We start from the raw sequence: 16,382 nt of genomic DNA, 5'->3' as shown, positions 1-16,382 counted from the left end.
AGCGTTTCCTTGAAGGACGGGCCGTTTCGGACGGTGTGTCTCGAACGGTCTTCTTTCCCCCTGATCGTGCCGGTGGCCCGGCACGGTAACCAACCTTGTCAGAGCCGACTGCCGGTCGCCTCGTCAAAAAGATGTGTGAGGCCCGGCTGGGGCGCGACGCGAATCGTCTCGCCGGGGCTGAAGCTCAGCCGCTCGCGGAACAGGCAGGTGATCTCCTGCGCGGCGGCGCCTTCGCCAAGACGGGCGACGACGAGGATCTCCGAACCCGTAGGCTCGGTAACCACCACCTGGGCCGGCACGCCAGCGGGATCGAGGCGGATGTGCTCGGGGCGCAGGCCGTAGACCACCTTCTGCCCGTCGGCGAGGCCCTGGGCGTCCGGCAGGGGCACCTCGACGCCGCTGTCCGTGACCAGCATGGGGTTGGCGCCAAGCCGCACCTTGCCCTTCACGAAGTTCATGGAGGGCGAGCCGATGAAGCCGGCCACGAACTGGTTGGCCGGGCGGTCGTAAAGGTCGAGCGGGGCGCCGATCTGCTCCACGATGCCGTCGTGCATCACCACGATCTTGTCGGCCATGGTCATGGCCTCGATCTGGTCGTGGGTGACGTAGACGGTGGTGGTCTTCAGCCGCTGGTGCAGTTCCTTGATCTCGGTGCGCATCTGCACGCGCAGCTGCGCGTCGAGGTTGGAGAGCGGCTCGTCGAACAGGAACACCTGCGGATCGCGCACGATGGCGCGGCCCATGGCGACGCGCTGGCGCTGGCCGCCGGAGAGCTGGCGCGGATAGCGGTCGAGCAGCTTGGTAAGATTGAGAATCTCCGCTGCCCGGTTGACCCGGCTCTCGATCTCCGCCTTGGGGGCTTTGCGCAGCTTCAGCGAGAAGCCCATGTTGTCCGCAACGGTCATGTGCGGATAGAGCGCGTAATTCTGGAACACCATGGCGATGTCCCGTTCCTTCGGCGGCATCTCGTTGATGACGCGATTGCCGATCAGGATCTCGCCACCGGAGATGTTCTCAAGGCCGGCGATCATGCGCAGCAGCGTGGACTTTCCGCAGCCCGAGGGGCCAACCAGGACCACGAACTCGCCGTCACGGATATCCACATCCACGCCATGGATGACCTGCGTCGACCCATAGGCCTTCTTCACACCGCGAATATCCACGGTCGCCATGAAGCGTCCTCTCCCCTCGTCGTTTCCTCGTGCCGCGCGGGGGCTGTTTGAGCCTTGCCCGATGCGGCCGCACCATTCTTGGGCCGGGACAAATCCCCGGCCGGGCGCCCTTCCGGAACGCGGCGCGATCATGGTGCGAGGCGAGAACGGGATCAAGTGGAAATTTAAAACGATTGAACCTCCATTGGACGAAGGTCTGCTATGGGGCTAGACATACCGCGTCCCGCCGGGGGGCGGCCTCCTGCGGCCGCCCATCGCGGGCATTGGCGCGGGATTCGCGGGACCGCTTCCGCCTGCCCGGCCGGTGACTCTTCAGTCCATCTTCCTGCCCAGCCGCCATAGCGGAGACCTGCCGTGCCCCCTGCCGAGCCCCCTGCCATGACCGATGCCGCCCGTCCGGCCCTGCTCCTCACCGGCTCCGTGATGGAGGAGGTCGTCGAGCGCCAGCTTTCCGGCCGCTTCACCCTGCTGCCGCTGGACGCACTCGATGACACCAACGCTGGCGCCGTTCAGGCCATCGCCACGCGCGGCAAGGTGAAGGTGGATGACGCCCTCATGGCGCGCCTGCCGAATCTGAAGATCGTCGGCAATTTCGGCGTCGGCTACGACACGGTAGACGCGGCGGCGGCGGCGAAGCGTGGCGTTATCGTCACCAACACGCCGGACGTGCTGAACGAGGAGGTGGCCGACCTCACCCTCGGCCTGCTGCTCGCCACCGTGCGGCAGATCCCCCAGGGCGACCGCTTCGTGCGCGCCGGCCAGTGGACCAAGGGCGCCTATCCCCTCGGCCCCACTTTGCGCGACCGCACCGTGGGCATCCTCGGCATGGGCCGCATCGGCAAGGCCATCGCCCGGCGGCTGGAGGCCTTTTCCGTGCCCGTCGTCTATCACAGCCGGCGGCCGCAAGCGGACGTGGCCTATCGCCATTATCCCGACCTCGTCGAAATGGCGCGGGCGGTCGACGTGCTGGTGGCGATTCTCCCCGGCGGTCCGGCGACGCGGCACATCGTGAACAAGGAAGTGCTGGAAGCCCTCGGCGCCAACGGCATTTTCATCAACGTGGCGCGCGGCACAGTGGTGGACGAGGCGGCGCTGCTCTCCGCGCTCCAGTCGCGCACCATCCTCGCCGCCGGCCTCGACGTGTTCGAGGACGAGCCGAAAGTCCCGGAGGCCTTCTTCGCGCTCGATAACGTGGTGCTGCTGCCGCACGTGGGCTCCGCCACGCATTTCACCCGCGCCGCCATGGGGCAGCTGGTGGTGGACAACATCCTCGCCTTCTTCGACGGCAAGGGCCCGCTGACCCCCGTCGCCGAGACGCCCTGGCCGCGCGGCTGACGCCCGGCGCCTGCGGCGGGCGGGGGAGAGATGATCATCCGCCCGCGCGGTGCTAGACTCCGGCCGCAACGCGACCTGTGCGATGGTCGCGTTGCCCGTCGTGGAGGGCAGCATGGCGCAATGGGATGACGTTTCGCGGGATCGGGCGCGCCCCGCAACGCTGTGCCGCGCGCTCGCCGCTTCCGGCCTCGCCTGCCTTTTCGCGATCGCCCCTGCCCTCGCGCAAAAGGCCGATCCGACCGCCAAGCCGCCCGCGCCCCCCGCCACAACGGCTCCGGCGGCAGCGCCGAAGCTCGACGCCGCGACGCGGGAGGCGGCGGCCCGCATGGCGGCGCCGTTTCGGCTTTCCAGCGCCGATGGCGCGCGCAGCTGCGGCTTTTCTCTCAAGCCCGATACCTCCGGGCCGGGCCTCGCGGTGGAGTTCAACCGCCCCGCCTGCGCCGACATCGGCTTTTCTGCCCAGGTCGTGGCCTGGCTGCCCGACCCCTCCGGCTCCATCCGCCTGCTGAATGCCCAAGGCCGCACGGTGGCCGAATTCACCGAGGGCACCGGCGGCAGCTACGAGGCTCTGCGCGAAGGCGATGGCGTGTACTTCCTCGCCAATCCCGCTTTGGCCGAAGGTACCGAGATCAAGACCGAGGAGGTGGTGGGCGACTGGGACCTCGCCCGCCAGGCGGGCGCGCCGCCGGTATGCCGGGTGACGCTGCTCGATGCCCCGGCCAAGGGCGGCGGCTTCCGTCTGAACGTGGCGAATGGCTGCGATGCCGCGCTCCTGCGCTTCGGCCCGACCGCGTGGGACATCGAGGGCGGCAACATCCTCGTGCGGGGAGAAGGCGGCGCCTCGGTCATCCGCTTCGCCCGGCAGGAGGACGGCGGCTGGGCGCGCACCCCCGAACGCGGGCGACCGCTTTTGATGACGCGGCCCTGACCAGGCCGGCCGCGACGCATGTGGGCCACGGGGGAATCACGACCTGGCCACCTTCAGCGCATGGATGCCCCGATTTCGCCACCTGATGACGTCGCGCCTGTGATCGGAAAGCGTCACTCAGCCCGAACATACTACCTCTGCATAGGCAATGTGAGGGTTACGACCGTCTTCGGCGGCACATCCTTTTCTTGCCAGGAACGCCTCGCCGTACCGTTTCGGGACAGTGCGTTGCAACGATGCAACAGCAAAATCCAGCACTCGCAACGGTTTGCCTAAAGCGACAGCACGCGCTGCCTCAAATTTCCCATTGGACTTGGAGCCGCGACCTGATTTTTATCGTTCCAGATCGCTGCGGGGAAAACCGTTATGAATAAGTTTGCAGTCGTCACCGCCTCCATGCTCCTGGCCGGGGCCGCGTCCATGGGCACCGCCGGTGCCGCGGACCTCAGCTCGCCCATGCCGTTGAAGGCTGTTGCGGCGCCCGAGCCGGCCCCCCTCTGGGACGTGGCCTTCGGCGTGAAGCTCGCCACCGACTACGTGTTCCGCGGCATTTCGCAGACCGACGGCAACGCTGCCGTCCAGGGCTACGCTGAACTCCGCCTCTTCGACTGGATCTACGGCGGCGTCTGGGCGTCCAATGTTGACTTCCCCCCCATCAACCAGTTCGGCACCGGCTTCACCGGCCTGACCGACGCCTCGGCTGAAGTCGACCTCTACTTCGGCCTGCGCCACACCTGGGGCGGCTTCACCGCCGACGTCGGCTTCGTCTACTACTACTATCCGGGCGAGATCGGCGTGAACACGCTGGGCGCCGGCATCCCCTCGGTGAACATCGACTACTGGGAAGTTTACTTCAAGCCGACCTACGTCGTGAATGACGTGTTCACCGTCGGCGGCAACCTCTACTACACCAGCAGCTACGCCGGCTCTGGCTCCACCGGCACCTACCTGTCGGGCACCGCCAAGATCGACTTCACCAAGTGGAGCCCGGTCAAGGACGTCGGCTTCTACATCTCGGGTGAGCTCGGCTATCAGTGGCTCGGCCAGACCGACCTCGGCAACATCTTCGTCGCCAACTACGAGCTGCCCTCCTACACCACCTGGAACGTGGGCGTCGCCTTCACCTACAAGGCCGCGACCCTCGACCTGCGCTACTACGGCAGCACCCTGTCCGAGGGCCCGGCCTTCGTGTCCGGCGTCGGCTTCGCCCCCTTCGGCACCTGCGGCGTGATCTCCGGCCTGCAGAACGTCTGCGGCGACCGCTACGTGGCCAGCCTGTCCTTCGACACCTCCTTCCTCGCCCTCAAGTGAGGTCGGCCGGGTCGCTAGATCCGGACCTGAGACAGACAAAGGCGTCGCGCTCTGCGCGGCGCCTTTTTCTTTAGGGTGCGCCGCTTTTCAGCGGAGCGAACTCGTCATACCGTCATGCCCCGCGAGAACGGTGCCGGAGTCTGGGACCTCGCGCCCGGCCAATCCGTGGATCGCCCGCACCAGGCGAGCGATAACGGCTGGATGACGCCGTGAGCGAGGTCTGCAGACCGAAAGCGGGGCGGCCCGGGTCCTCGCTACCCTACCGTCCCGGCAGCACCAGCACGGTGCGGGTCTTGGGCAGGCTTTCCCGGCTGAGCAGCACGAACGGCTCGGTGGCGCGCTCGATGGTCCATTCCTGCCCCAGCCGCGCCAGGAAGCGCTCCAGACCGTACTGGCTGAAATAGTGCATGGGGATCACCAGCGGCGCGTTGATGGATTTCAGCACCTCCACCATGCCTTCGAGATCCAGCGTGTAGGAACCGTCCACCGGCGCCAGCACCACGTCGATCCGGCCCAGCGCCTCCAGATGGTCCTTGGTGAGAAGGTGGTGCAGGTGGCCGAGATGGGCGATGCACACGCCCGCCACCTCGAACACGAACATGGAATTGCCGTCATATTCCGTCCCCGCGCCGCGGCGGATGTTGGTGGGGACATTGCGGATCCACACATCCTCCACCGTCACCTCATGACGCGCCGGGGCGCCGTCCCGCCCCCAGCCCCGCAGCACATATTCGATGCCGGGGTCAGGCGCGTCCGTGTAATGGGTGTCGTGGGCGTGGTTCATGGTGACGATGCGCGGCACCGCGCTGGTCCGCACATAATCATTGTAATCGGTGACGATGCTGACCCCGGCCGGGCTCTCGATGAGGAAGCTCGCGTGACCGACGAAGGTGAGATGCACCGGCCCCGCCGCCTCCGCGAGCCGCAGCATGGCCGCATCCAGCGCCGCGAGCCGCACCTTGGGCCGCTCCGCCACCATGCGCGGGCATTTTTCCGGCTGCGCCAGCGCGACCTCGCCGGAGAGGGCGAGCAGTCCCAGAGCCGTCACGCCAATGAGCGCAGGGGTGATTCCCCTCTTGCGGGCGGACTTGCGAGCAGACGAACGGGGCATGGCGGCTTGGGACATGGCGGCGAGGGACGAGGCAGGCATCGAAGCTCCCACTGGCAGCTCCCACAGGCGGCTCCCGCTGGCGGGTCCCGGCGGATGGCATGATTGTGCCGTGTTGCACCGCCCGCGCAATGTCGTCGCACGTAACGCCAGCGTGAGCCGCCCTGCCGCCCCAACCCCATAGCGCCGGTCACGCCGCCGAAAACCCCATGGACCTCCGGCGCGGGATCGGCAATCGTGCGCCGCGCACCGGACGGGACGTGGCGAATCCGGCGGAAAGGGGAGGCTTCACAATGTCTTTCAACATGGTCATCGTTCAGCCTGCGGTCGCGCTGATCGCGGGCGTCCTCATCCTCGCATTCCCGCGGCTTCTGAATGTGCTGGTGGCGATTTATCTCATCATCGTGGGCGTCACGGGCCTCATGGGCCACTGAGCGCCCATCGCTTCGGCACGGCGGTACGGGAACGGCCGTCCGATTGCCCAGTTGATGCTTTGTGCGCTGCACGTTAAAGCATCCGCCACTCTGCATATTCCCAAACGGGGCCAACCCACATGACGAAATGGGTCTACACCTTCGGCGACGGCAAGGCCGAGGGCAAAGCCGACATGAAGAACCTTCTCGGCGGCAAGGGGGCGAACCTCGCCGAGATGTCCAACCTCGGCCTGCCCGTTCCTCCCGGCTTCACCATCACCACCGAGGTGTGCACCTATTATTACGCCCACGGCCAGACCTATCCGGCCGAGCTGAAGGGCGAGGTGGAAGCGGCGCTCGCCCAGGTGGGCCAGCTCACCGGCAAGGCGTTCGGAGACGCTGCGAACCCGCTGCTGGTCTCTGTCCGCTCGGGCGCCCGCGCCTCCATGCCGGGCATGATGGACACGGTGCTGAACCTCGGCCTCAACGACGCCACCGTGGACGCGGTGGCGCGGCTCGCCGACCGGCGCTTCGCCTATGACAGCTACCGCCGCTTCATCACCATGTATTCCGACGTGGTGCTGGGCGTGGACCATCACCATTTCGAAGAGATCCTGGAGCACTACAAGCTCCAGCACGGCCACACGCTCGACACCGACCTCTCGGCGGACGACTGGGCGGCGCTTGTGGAAAAGTACAAGGCGAAGGTTCAGGCCGAACTCGGCAAACCCTTCCCGCAGGATCCGCACGAGCAACTCTGGGGCGCCATCGGCGCCGTCTTCTCGTCCTGGATGAACGCCCGCGCCATCACCTACCGTCGCCTGCACACCATCCCGGAGAGCTGGGGCACGGCGGTGAACGTGCAGTCCATGGTGTTCGGCAACATGGGCGAGACCTCGGCCACCGGCGTCGCCTTCACCCGCAACCCCTCCACCGGCGAGAACGCCCTCTATGGCGAGTTCCTGGTGAACGCCCAGGGCGAGGACGTGGTGGCGGGCATCCGCACCCCGCAGGACCTCACCGAGAAGGCCCGCGTCGCCGCCGGCTCCGACAAGCCCTCCATGGAGAACGCCCTGCCGGACGCCTTCAAGGAGTTCGAGCGCATCTCCCATGTGCTCGAAAACCACTACCGTGACATGCAGGACCTCGAGTTCACGGTGGAGAAGGGCAAGCTCTGGATGCTCCAGACCCGCTCCGGCAAGCGCACCGCCAAGGCGGCCCTGCGTATCGCCGTGGAGCTGGCTGCCGAAGGGCTCATCACCGAGGAGGAGGCCGTCGGCCGGGTCGATCCCGCGGCGCTGGACCAGCTTCTCCACCCCGCCATCGATCCCAAGGCCGAGCGCAAGGTGATCGCCACCGGCCTCCCCGCCTCCCCGGGCGCGGCGGCCGGTGCCATCGTTTTCTCGGCGGATGAGGCCGAGGCGTGGAAGGAGCAGGGCCGCAAGGTCATCCTCGTCCGCGTCGAGACGAGCCCTGAGGACATCCACGGCATGCACGCCGCCCAGGGCATCCTCACCGCCCGTGGCGGCATGACCTCCCACGCGGCGGTGGTCGCGCGCGGCATGGGCAAGCCCTGCGTCTCCGGCGCCGGTGCGCTGCGCATCGACAATGCCGCCCAGACGCTGACCGTGAACGGCCAGACCTTCAAGAAGGGCGACCTCATCACCATCGACGGCGGCACCGGACAGGTGCTGGCGGGCGAGGTGGCGATGCTCCAGCCGGAGCTGTCGGGCGAGTTCGCGACCCTGATGGGCTGGGCCGACAAGGTCCGCAAGCTCAAGGTCCGCGCCAATGCCGAGACCCCGGCGGACGCCCGCATGGCCCGCTCGTTCGGCGCCGAGGGCATCGGCCTGTCGCGCACCGAGCACATGTTCTTCGACGCCGGCCGCATCCTCGCCGTGCGCGAGATGATCCTCGCCGACGACGAGGCCGGCCGCCGCTCGGCGCTGGCCAAGCTCCTGCCCATGCAGCGCGACGATTTCGTCGAGCTGTTCGAGATCATGAAGGGCCTGCCGGTCACCATCCGCCTGCTCGACCCGCCGCTGCACGAGTTCCTGCCCCACACGGCGGAGGAGACGGCGGAGGTGGCGAAAAGCCTCGGCGTGGACATCGAGCGGGTGGAGCGGCGCTACAAGGAGCTGCACGAAGTGAACCCGATGCTCGGGTTCCGCGGCTGCCGCATCGCCATCGCTTTCCCCGAGATCGCCGAGATGCAGGCCCGCGCCATCTTCGAGGCGGCGGTCATCGCCGCCAAGTCGACGGGAGAGATGGTGGTGCCCGAGGTGATGGTGCCGCTCATCGCCACCAAGGCCGAGTTCGACATCGTGGACAAGGTGATCCGCGACACCGCCAAGGCGGTGGAGCAGGAGACCGGCGCCACCCTCACCTTCCAGGTGGGCACCATGATCGAGTTGCCCCGCGCCGCGCTGCGGGCGGAAGAGATCGCCAAGGGCGCCGAATTCTTCTCCTTCGGCACCAACGACCTCACCCAGACCTGCTTCGGCGTGTCCCGCGATGACGCCGGCACCTTCCTTGGCCCCTATGTCCAGAAGGGCATCCTGGAAGTGGACCCCTTCGTCTCCATCGACGTGGACGGCGTGGGAGAGCTGGTGAAGATCGGCGTAGAACGCGGCCGCAAGTCGCGTCCCGACATCAAGCTCGGCATCTGCGGCGAGCACGGCGGTGATCCGGCCTCGGTGGCCTTCTGCCACGAGGTGGGGCTCGACTACGTGTCCTGCTCACCCTTCCGCGTTCCGATCGCCCGCCTTGCGGCGGCGCAGGCGGCGCTGAAAAAGTGAGCCGGTGACTGCGATAGCGGTTCCAAAAACTGAAAAGCCGCCCCTCGGGGCGGCTTTTTTGTTTTGCACCGCACCCATTCGCGAGCGTGGCCGGAACCTCAGGCCGCGTGTACCGTTTCCCTCGCGCCCCCACCCGAGCGGGGCGGTTCAGCGGAGGGATACCATGGAAGACGCGCAAGTGGGCTGGATTGCCGCCATCATCATCGGCGGTTTGGCCGGATGGTTCGCCTCCATGTTCATGAAGAGCGACACCGGGCTCTTCACCAACATCATCCTCGGCATCATCGGCGCCGCCATCGCCAGCTTCCTGTTCGGGCTGCTGGGCGTGGGCTTCGCCGGCTGGCTCGGCTATCTCGTGGCCGGTTTCGTCGGCGCCTGCATCCTCATTGCCGGGGCACGGGCGATCAGGCGCTGACCGCACGCCGCTGACCGGCTCTCACTGGACGAACGTGTTCACCAGCGAGCCGATGCCGGCGATCTCGATCTCGATGGTGTTGGTCGGCTCCTTCATGGTGCCGACCCCCACCGAGGTGCCGCAGGCGATAAGATCGCCGGGGTTCAGCGTCATCTCCTTCGAGATGAGCGACACGAGCAGGGCCGGCGGGAAGATCATGTCAGCCAGCGGATAATTCTGCCGCTCCTGTCCGTTGAGGATGGTGCGCACGCGCGCCGCCGAGGGATCGAAGTCCGTCACGATCCAGGGGCCGAACGGGCCGTAGCCGTCGATGCCCTTGGCCCGCGCCCACTGGGGGAAGGTCGGGTCGCGGTTGAGGATGTCGGCTGCGGTGATGTCGTTCACCACCGTGTAGCCGAAGATGCCGGCGGCGGCTTCCGTCTCGGACACGTTGGTCAGCGTCTTGCCGATGACGATGCCCAGTTCGCCCTCATAGACCGTCTTGCCCTCATAGGACGCCGGCCGGCGCACCACGGAGCCGGGCGCGGAGACGGAGGTGGTGGCCTTGAGCAGATAGAGCGGCTCGGCCGGCTCGGCCACCTTCAGCTTGGCTGCCAGCTCATGGAAATTGTTCCACAGCGCGATGATCTTGGTGGGCGCGCATGGGGCTTCAAGCGCCACGTCGGCGAGCTTCACGCTCGCGCCGGTAGCGGTCGCGCCCGCGAACATGCAGCCCTCGTGCACGGCGATGGTGTCGCCCTCCAGCGTGCCGAACTCAACCTTGTCCTTGAAGACGAACCGCACCCAGACTGCCATGAAGTCATCTCCCGTTCCGGTTGGAGCGGGAGATGACCCACTGCTACCGGGAATTGTTGTTGCGCAACGAAGCCACCAGCTCCTGGTGGCGGCGCTCCTGGTTGTCGTTGTTCACCACCATGAGCGCCCACACGGCCGCGGGGATCCACCCGATCAAAGAGATCTGCAGGATCAGGCAGATAATTCCCTGAAAGACGCGGCCACGCATGAACAGCGCGAGCCATGGAATGAGCACTGCAATCGCGATCATGAGCCCCTCCAATGAGAACGGCTCCTCATACGCGATAAACCAATGCGTGTTAAGCTCAAGTTTACACTTTAAGGATGTATCCGATCACCCCTTCAGCACCTCGACCAGGGTCTTGCCGAGGCGCGCGGGGGACGGAGACACGCGGATGCCCGCCGCCTCCATGGCCGCTATCTTGTCCTCGGCGCCGCCCTTGCCGCCGGAGATGATGGCACCGGCATGGCCCATGCGACGGCCGGGAGGGGCCGTGCGGCCGGCGATGAAGCCCACCATCGGCTTCTTGCGGCCCTTCTTCGCCTCGTCGGCGATGAACTGCGCGGCCTCTTCCTCGGCCGAGCCGCCGATCTCGCCGATCATGATGATCGATTGGGTCTTGGGGTCGGCGAGGAACATCTCCAGCACGTCGATGAACTCGGTGCCCTTCACCGGGTCGCCGCCGATGCCGACCGCCGAGGTCTGGCCGAGGCCCACCTGCGAGGTCTGGAACACCGCTTCATAGGTCAGCGTGCCGGAGCGCGAGACCACGCCCACCGAGCCGGTCTTGAAGATGTTGGCCGGCATGATGCCGATCTTCGACTGGCCGGCGGTGACGATGCCGGGGCAGTTGGGGCCGATGAGCCGGCTCTTCGAACCCGAGAGGGCGCGCTTCACCTTCACCATGTCGAGCACCGGGATGCCCTCGGTGATGCAGACGATGAGCGGGATCTCCGCATCGATCGCCTCGAGGATGGCGTCGGCGGCGCCCGGAGGCGGCACGTAGATCACCGAGGCGTCGGCGCCGGTGGCTTCCTTGGCCTCCAGCACGGTGTCGAACACCGGCAGGTTGAGATGCACCGATCCGCCCTTCCCGGGGGAGGTGCCGCCCACCATCTTCGTCCCGTACATGATCGCCTGCTCGGCGTGGAACGTGCCGTTCTTTCCGGTGAAGCCCTGGGTGATGACCCGGGTCGAGGCATCGATCAGCACGGACATCACGCAGCTTCCTTCTTCACGGCCGCGACTATTTTTTGCGCCGCATCGTCGAGATCATCGGCGGGGATCACGTTGAGCCCGGATTCGCGGATGATCTTCTTCCCCTCGTCCACATTGGTGCCGGCGAGGCGCACCACGAGGGGCACCTTCAGCCCCACCTGCCGCACGGCGGCGATGACGCCCTCGGCGATCACATCGCAGCGCATGATGCCGCCAAAGATGTTCACGAGGATGCCCTCGACGTTCGGATCGGCGGTGATGATCTTGAAGGCCGCGGTCACCTTCTCCTTCGTGGCGCCGCCGCCCACGTCGAGGAAGTTCGCCGGCTCCATGCCATAGAGCTTGATGATGTCCATGGTCGCCATGGCGAGGCCTGCCCCGTTGACCATGCAGCCGATGGTGCCATCGAGGGCGATATAGGAGAGGTCGTAGCGCGAGGCCTCGATCTCCTTGAAATCTTCCTCGCTCTCGTCGCGCAGCTGGGCCACGTCCGAGTGGCGGAACAGCGCGTTGGAATCGAACCCCACCTTGGCGTCGAGGCAGACGAGGCGGGAGTCCTTCGTCACCACTAGCGGGTTGATCTCCAGAAGGCTCATGTCCTTCTCGGTGAAGGCCTTGAAGAGGTTGGCAGTGAGCGCCCCGGCCTGCTTGGCGAGATCGCCGGTGAGGCCGAGCGCCTGCGCCACCTTGCGGCCGTGCAGGGGCTGCACGCCGGTGGCGGGGTCCACGGAGAAGGTGTGGATCTTCTCCGGCGTGGCATGCGCCACCTCCTCGATGTCCATGCCGCCCTCGGTGGAGACCACGAAGGCGACACGCGAGGTCGCGCGGTCCACCAGCATGGAGAGATAGAATTCCTTGTCGATGAGCGCGCCTTCCTCGATGTAAAGGCGGTTGACCTGCTTGCCGTCCGCGCCGGTCTGCAGCGTGACGAGCGTATTGCCGAGCATCTCGGCAGCATTCGCCTTCACGTCGGCGGCGGTCTTCACCACGCGGACGCCACCCTTGGCGCCCTCGGGAAGCTCCTTGAATTTGCCCTTGCCGCGCCCGCCGGCATGGATCTGCGCTTTCACCACGAAGGCGATGCCGCCCAGCTTTCCGGCCGCGGCCTCTGCTTCCTCGGCGGTGAAGGCGGGAAAGCCGCGGGAGACCGGCACGCCGAAATCGCGCAGAATGGCTTTCGCCTGGTATTCGTGAATGTTCATCGGGTTTTCCTCCCTCGTCGAGGGCCGCGTTTGCCGCGGTTCGAGGTGCGCTTTGGCTGCACGTTACGACGAAAGTCGCAGTCTGCACCCAATCGCGCGCACGCTCCAGTGCGACACGACGCCAGTGGGGGCGTGGGGCCAGTGGGGGCGCGAGGCGTGACGCACTCGGCGAGGTGATTTTTGCGGGCCGTCCTTGCGGACGAAGATCGCCTTTCCCCTCAGGGGCGGCGTGGAGCCGGCGGCCGGAGCGCTCAGCGCATCGGGCAAGGCCGGGAGGAATACTGTGTCGGGAGGACCGTCATGCCCCGGCTCGTCCGGGGCATCCACTTATCCGCATCCCGGCGCTTCAAGACAGGGCACCCGATGAGCGGGACGGTGGATCGCCCGGACAAGCCGGGGGAGGACGCAAGAGAAAGCGGCGGGACGCATCGCCCCGCCGCAAGGCTTACATCAGACCACGCGACCTTCGTGCATGGACTTGATCTGCTCGGGGGAATAGCCGAGCTCCGCCAGCACCTCGTCGGTGTGCTCGCCGAGCAGCGGCGAGCCGGTGACTTCCACGCTCATGTCGGAGAACTTGATCGGGCTGCCCACGGTCAGATACTTGCCGCGCTGCTTGTGATCGACTTCCACGATGGTGCCGCTCTCACGCAGGGACTTGTCCTCGGCGATCTCCTTCATGGTGAGCACCGGGGCGCAGGGGATGTCGAACTTGCGCAGGATGTCCACCGCCTCGAACTTGGTCTTGTCGGCGAGCCACGCCTCGATCACCGCGAAGATGTCGAAGATCTTGTCCTGGCGGGCGCGGGCGGTGTTGTAGGCCGGGTCGTTGATCCACTCGGGCTTGCCGATGGCTTCCGCCACCTTGCCCCAGGCCTGCTCCTGCACGGTGAAGTAGATGTAGGCGTTGGGGTCGGTCTCCCAGCCCTTGCACTTCAGCACCCAGCCGGGCTGGCCGCCGCCGCCCGCATTGCCGCCGCGCGGAACCACGTCCGAGAACGTGCCGTGCGGGTACTGCGGGTATTCCTCGAGGTAGCCAACGCGGTCGAGGCGCTGCTGGTCGCGCAGCTTCACGCGGCAGAGGTTGATGACCGCATCCTGCATGGACACGGCGACCTTCTGGCCCTTGCCGGTCTTGTTGCGGGCGTGCAGCGCGGTGAGGATGCCGATGGCGAGGTGCATGCCGGTGTTGCTGTCACCGAGCGCGGCGGCGGAGACGGTGGGGGGGCCGTCCCAGAAGCCGGTGGTGGAGGCCGCGCCGCCGGCGCACTGCGCCACGTTCTCGTACACCTTCAGGTCTTCGTAGTGGTGGCCGTCGGAGAAGCCCTTCACCGAGGCGACGATCATGCCCGGGTTGAGCTCGTTGATGTGCTCCCAGGTGAAGCCCATGCGGTCGAGCGCGCCGGGAGCGAAGTTCTCCACGAGGACGTCGCTCTCCTTGATGAGCTTCGTCAGCACTTCCTTGCCTTCCTGGGTCTTGGTGTCCAGGGTCAGGGAGCGCTTGTTGGAGTTCAGCATGGTGAAGTACAGCGCGTCGGCGTTCGAGATGTCGCGCAGCTGGTTGCGCGTCACGTCGCCCGAGCCGGGACGCTCCACCTTGATGACGTCCGCGCCGAACCAGGCGAGGAGCTGCGTGCAGGCGGGGCCGGCCTGAACGTGCGTGAAGTCGATGATCTTGATGCCTTCCAACGGCTTGCTGGTCATTTGCGTTCCCTTTTCAATAACTGGTCTTCGACAGCGGGACGGCGTCGCTCGAGGCATCCGCAGTCCCGAAACCTTCCGGCGTGACGGCACGGGGCCGCCGCCGGCTTCACCCGCCGGTTTGCCCGGTCTCTTATGCCTGGGTTGCCGCCTTCATCTGCGCCTCGGCGTCCGCGAGGCGCTTGCGAAGGTCGCGCTCCTCCTTCCATCGCGCCGTCTCGTCGCGGATGACCGAGACGATGTGGGTCGGCTCGCCCGCCGGGGAGGCGAGGAGCGCGACGGTGAAGGCGATGGACAAGGCGTGGCCGTCCTTGTGGATGGCCGGCACGCGCAACAGCGTCGTCCCGTAGCGGGTGACGCCGGTGCGCATGGTCTCGTGATAGCCGTCCCAGTGCCGCTGGCGCTGGCGCTCCGGGATGATGATGTCGAGCGACTGCCCCACGGCTTCGTCGGGCGTGAAGCCGAACATGCGCTCGGCGGCCGGATTCCACAGCGCGATGTCGCCGGCCTTGTCGCAGACCACGATCGCATCGGCGACGGCATCCATGAGCTGAGCAAGATCGACGGCCGTAGTCATCGCGTCATCCTTTCGAACCTGTCACCTCCCGCCGTCGCCGGCGACGGGGCGGCCCCCTGAAGGACCGCCGCCCCGAGGCGTATGCTTTCTATTCCGCCACCATCACTCGGCTGCAGTCACTCGGCGGCCATGCGCCGCGGCGTGCCAATGGCGCCGGAGTCGCGCAGAACGTCGATGCGGTCGGGGGTGAGGCCGAGCACCTGGGCCAGCACCTCCTCCGTATGCTCGCCGAGGAGCGGCGAACGCTCCACCTCGACCTGGTTGTCGGAGAGCTTGATCGGGTTTCCGACGGTGAGGTAGGTGCCGCGCATCGGATGCTCCACCTCCACCAGCGTGCCGGTGGCGTAGAGCGACTGGTCCTCGGCGATCTCCTTCATGGAGAGGATGGGACCGCAGGGGATGTCGTATTTGTTGAGGATCTCCATGGCCTCGAACTTGGTGTGGGCCATGGTCCACGCCTCGATGCGGGTGAAGATCTCGTTGAGGTGCGGCAGGCGCGCGGCCGGCGTCGCGTAGCCGGGATCGGTCTTCCACTCGGGCTCGTGGATGACGTCACAAATCTTCTCCCAGACAGGGGCCTGGGTGATGAAATAGATGTAGGCGTTGGGATCGTGCTCCCAGCCCTTGCAGCGCAGGATGCGCCCGGGCTGGCCCCCGCCGGAATCGTTGCCGGCGCGGGGCACGCTGTCGCCGAAGGGGATGCCCTCGCCGAACTGGCTGTATTCCTTCAGCGGGCCGTTGGCGAGGCGCTGCTGGTCGCGCAGCTTCACCCGGCAGAGGTTCAGCACGGCGTCCTGCATGGCGCACATCACGCGCTGGCCGCGGCCGGTGTGCTCGCGCTGGAACAGTGCCGTGACGATGCCGAGCGCGAGGTGAAGGCCGGTGCCCGAATCGCCGATCTGCGCAGCGCTGACCATGGGCAGGCTGTCGCGGAAGCCGGTGGTGGAGGCGGCGCCGCCCGCGCACTGGGCGACGTTCTCATACACCTTGCAATCCTCGAACGGACCGGGGCCGAAGCCCTTCACGGAGGCAAGGATGAGGCGCGGATTGATGGTGGAGAGGCGCTCCCAGGTGAGGCCCATGCGGTCGAGCGCGCCCGGCGCGAAATTCTCCACCAGCACGTCGCACTGGCGCACCAGCTGCTCGAGGACGGCCTTGCCCTCGGGGTTCTTGGTATCGAGTGTGATGGAGCGCTTGTTGGAGTTGAGCATGGTGAAATAGAGGCTGTCGGCGCCGTCGACGTCGCGGAGCTGGCCGCGCGTCACGTCGCCCTCGCCGGGCCGCTCCACCTTGATGACGTCCGCACCGAACCAGGCGAGCAGCTGTGTGCAGCTCGGTCCGGATTGAACGTGGGTGAAGTCCAGGATGCGGACTCCCTCTAGTGCCTTGCCCATCGTATCCTCACAAT

General features: G+C 66.8%; 15 protein-coding genes. 6 read left to right on the top strand and 9 right to left on the bottom strand.

What is annotated here, in order from left to right; translation table 11 throughout:
• Positions 1-98: 98 nt before the first annotated feature.
• A complete protein-coding gene (locus V5F63_RS06515; protein ID WP_209488170.1) occupies positions 99-1,172 on the bottom strand; it encodes an ABC transporter ATP-binding protein in 1,074 nt (357 codons plus the stop codon).
• Positions 1,173-1,550: 378 nt separating this feature from the next.
• Between V5F63_RS06515 and V5F63_RS06510 the strand changes: the two genes are divergently transcribed.
• The 3 genes from V5F63_RS06510 (at position 1,551) to V5F63_RS06500 (ending at position 4,746) form a co-directional block, all read left to right on the top strand.
• On the top strand, positions 1,551-2,507 hold the full coding sequence (locus tag V5F63_RS06510; protein WP_394102922.1) for a 2-hydroxyacid dehydrogenase: 957 nt from the start codon (positions 1,551-1,553) through the stop codon (positions 2,505-2,507).
• A gap of 112 nt (positions 2,508-2,619) precedes the next feature.
• Positions 2,620-3,435: a protease inhibitor Inh/omp19 family protein gene (locus V5F63_RS06505; protein ID WP_394102888.1), complete on the top strand. Its 816-nt coding sequence runs from the start codon at positions 2,620-2,622 to the stop codon at positions 3,433-3,435.
• Between the two features lie 366 nt (positions 3,436-3,801).
• Entirely contained in the window at positions 3,802-4,746 is a 945-nt protein-coding gene (locus V5F63_RS06500) for a TorF family putative porin (protein WP_394029007.1), read from the top strand.
• A 259-nt stretch (positions 4,747-5,005) separates the two neighbouring features.
• Here the strand turns inward: V5F63_RS06500 and V5F63_RS06495 are convergent, their stop codons facing one another.
• A complete protein-coding gene (locus V5F63_RS06495; RefSeq protein WP_394102887.1) occupies positions 5,006-5,896 on the bottom strand; it encodes an MBL fold metallo-hydrolase in 891 nt (296 codons plus the stop codon).
• Positions 5,897-6,147: 251 nt separating this feature from the next.
• On the opposite strand from V5F63_RS06495, the gene V5F63_RS06490 reads away from it, so the two are divergent.
• From V5F63_RS06490 to V5F63_RS06480, 3 genes are all read left to right on the top strand, one after another.
• Positions 6,148-6,288, top strand: coding sequence for a DUF3096 domain-containing protein (locus tag V5F63_RS06490; RefSeq protein ID WP_081762717.1), 141 nt, complete (start codon positions 6,148-6,150; stop codon positions 6,286-6,288).
• Between the two features lie 119 nt (positions 6,289-6,407).
• Positions 6,408-9,065 carry a pyruvate, phosphate dikinase gene (gene ppdK, locus V5F63_RS06485; RefSeq protein ID WP_394029005.1) on the top strand — a complete coding sequence of 886 codons (2,658 nt, stop codon included), beginning with the start codon at positions 6,408-6,410 and terminating at the stop codon, positions 9,063-9,065.
• Positions 9,066-9,228: 163 nt separating this feature from the next.
• Entirely contained in the window at positions 9,229-9,480 is a 252-nt protein-coding gene (locus tag V5F63_RS06480; protein WP_209488166.1) for a GlsB/YeaQ/YmgE family stress response membrane protein, read from the top strand.
• A 21-nt stretch (positions 9,481-9,501) separates the two neighbouring features.
• On the opposite strand, the gene V5F63_RS06475 is transcribed toward V5F63_RS06480, so the two are convergent.
• From V5F63_RS06475 to frc (V5F63_RS06445), 7 genes are all read right to left on the bottom strand, one after another.
• Positions 9,502-10,275 (bottom strand): fumarylacetoacetate hydrolase family protein, encoded by a 774-nt coding sequence (locus tag V5F63_RS06475; protein ID WP_394102886.1) that lies wholly within the window; start codon positions 10,273-10,275, stop codon positions 9,502-9,504.
• Between the two features lie 43 nt (positions 10,276-10,318).
• A complete protein-coding gene (locus V5F63_RS06470) occupies positions 10,319-10,525 on the bottom strand; it encodes a YqaE/Pmp3 family membrane protein (protein WP_209488164.1) in 207 nt (68 codons plus the stop codon).
• Between the two features lie 84 nt (positions 10,526-10,609).
• Positions 10,610-11,494 (bottom strand): succinate--CoA ligase subunit alpha, encoded by an 885-nt coding sequence (gene sucD, locus V5F63_RS06465; RefSeq protein ID WP_509210822.1) that lies wholly within the window; start codon positions 11,492-11,494, stop codon positions 10,610-10,612.
• Positions 11,494-12,696, bottom strand: coding sequence for an ADP-forming succinate--CoA ligase subunit beta (gene sucC, locus V5F63_RS06460; RefSeq protein ID WP_394029002.1), 1,203 nt, complete (start codon positions 12,694-12,696; stop codon positions 11,494-11,496). The genes sucD and sucC overlap by 1 nt, the downstream gene beginning before the upstream one ends.
• Before the next feature lie 450 nt (positions 12,697-13,146).
• The gene (frc, locus tag V5F63_RS06455) at positions 13,147-14,400 is read right to left on the bottom strand and encodes a formyl-CoA transferase (RefSeq protein ID WP_168459886.1); all 1,254 of its coding nucleotides are present in this window, start codon (positions 14,398-14,400) and stop codon (positions 13,147-13,149) included.
• A gap of 130 nt (positions 14,401-14,530) precedes the next feature.
• Positions 14,531-14,974 carry a PAS domain-containing protein gene (locus V5F63_RS06450; RefSeq protein ID WP_209488161.1) on the bottom strand — a complete coding sequence of 148 codons (444 nt, stop codon included), beginning with the start codon at positions 14,972-14,974 and terminating at the stop codon, positions 14,531-14,533.
• A 116-nt stretch (positions 14,975-15,090) separates the two neighbouring features.
• Positions 15,091-16,368 carry a formyl-CoA transferase gene (gene frc / locus V5F63_RS06445; protein WP_394102577.1) on the bottom strand — a complete coding sequence of 426 codons (1,278 nt, stop codon included), beginning with the start codon at positions 16,366-16,368 and terminating at the stop codon, positions 15,091-15,093.
• Positions 16,369-16,382 lie beyond the last annotated feature (14 nt).

This window comes from Xanthobacter wiegelii, assembly GCF_043193855.2.
Lineage (GTDB): Bacteria > Pseudomonadota > Alphaproteobacteria > Rhizobiales > Xanthobacteraceae > Xanthobacter > Xanthobacter flavus_A.
Note: the sequence above shows the minus strand (reverse complement) of the source record. Positions and strands in the feature narration are given on the sequence as shown.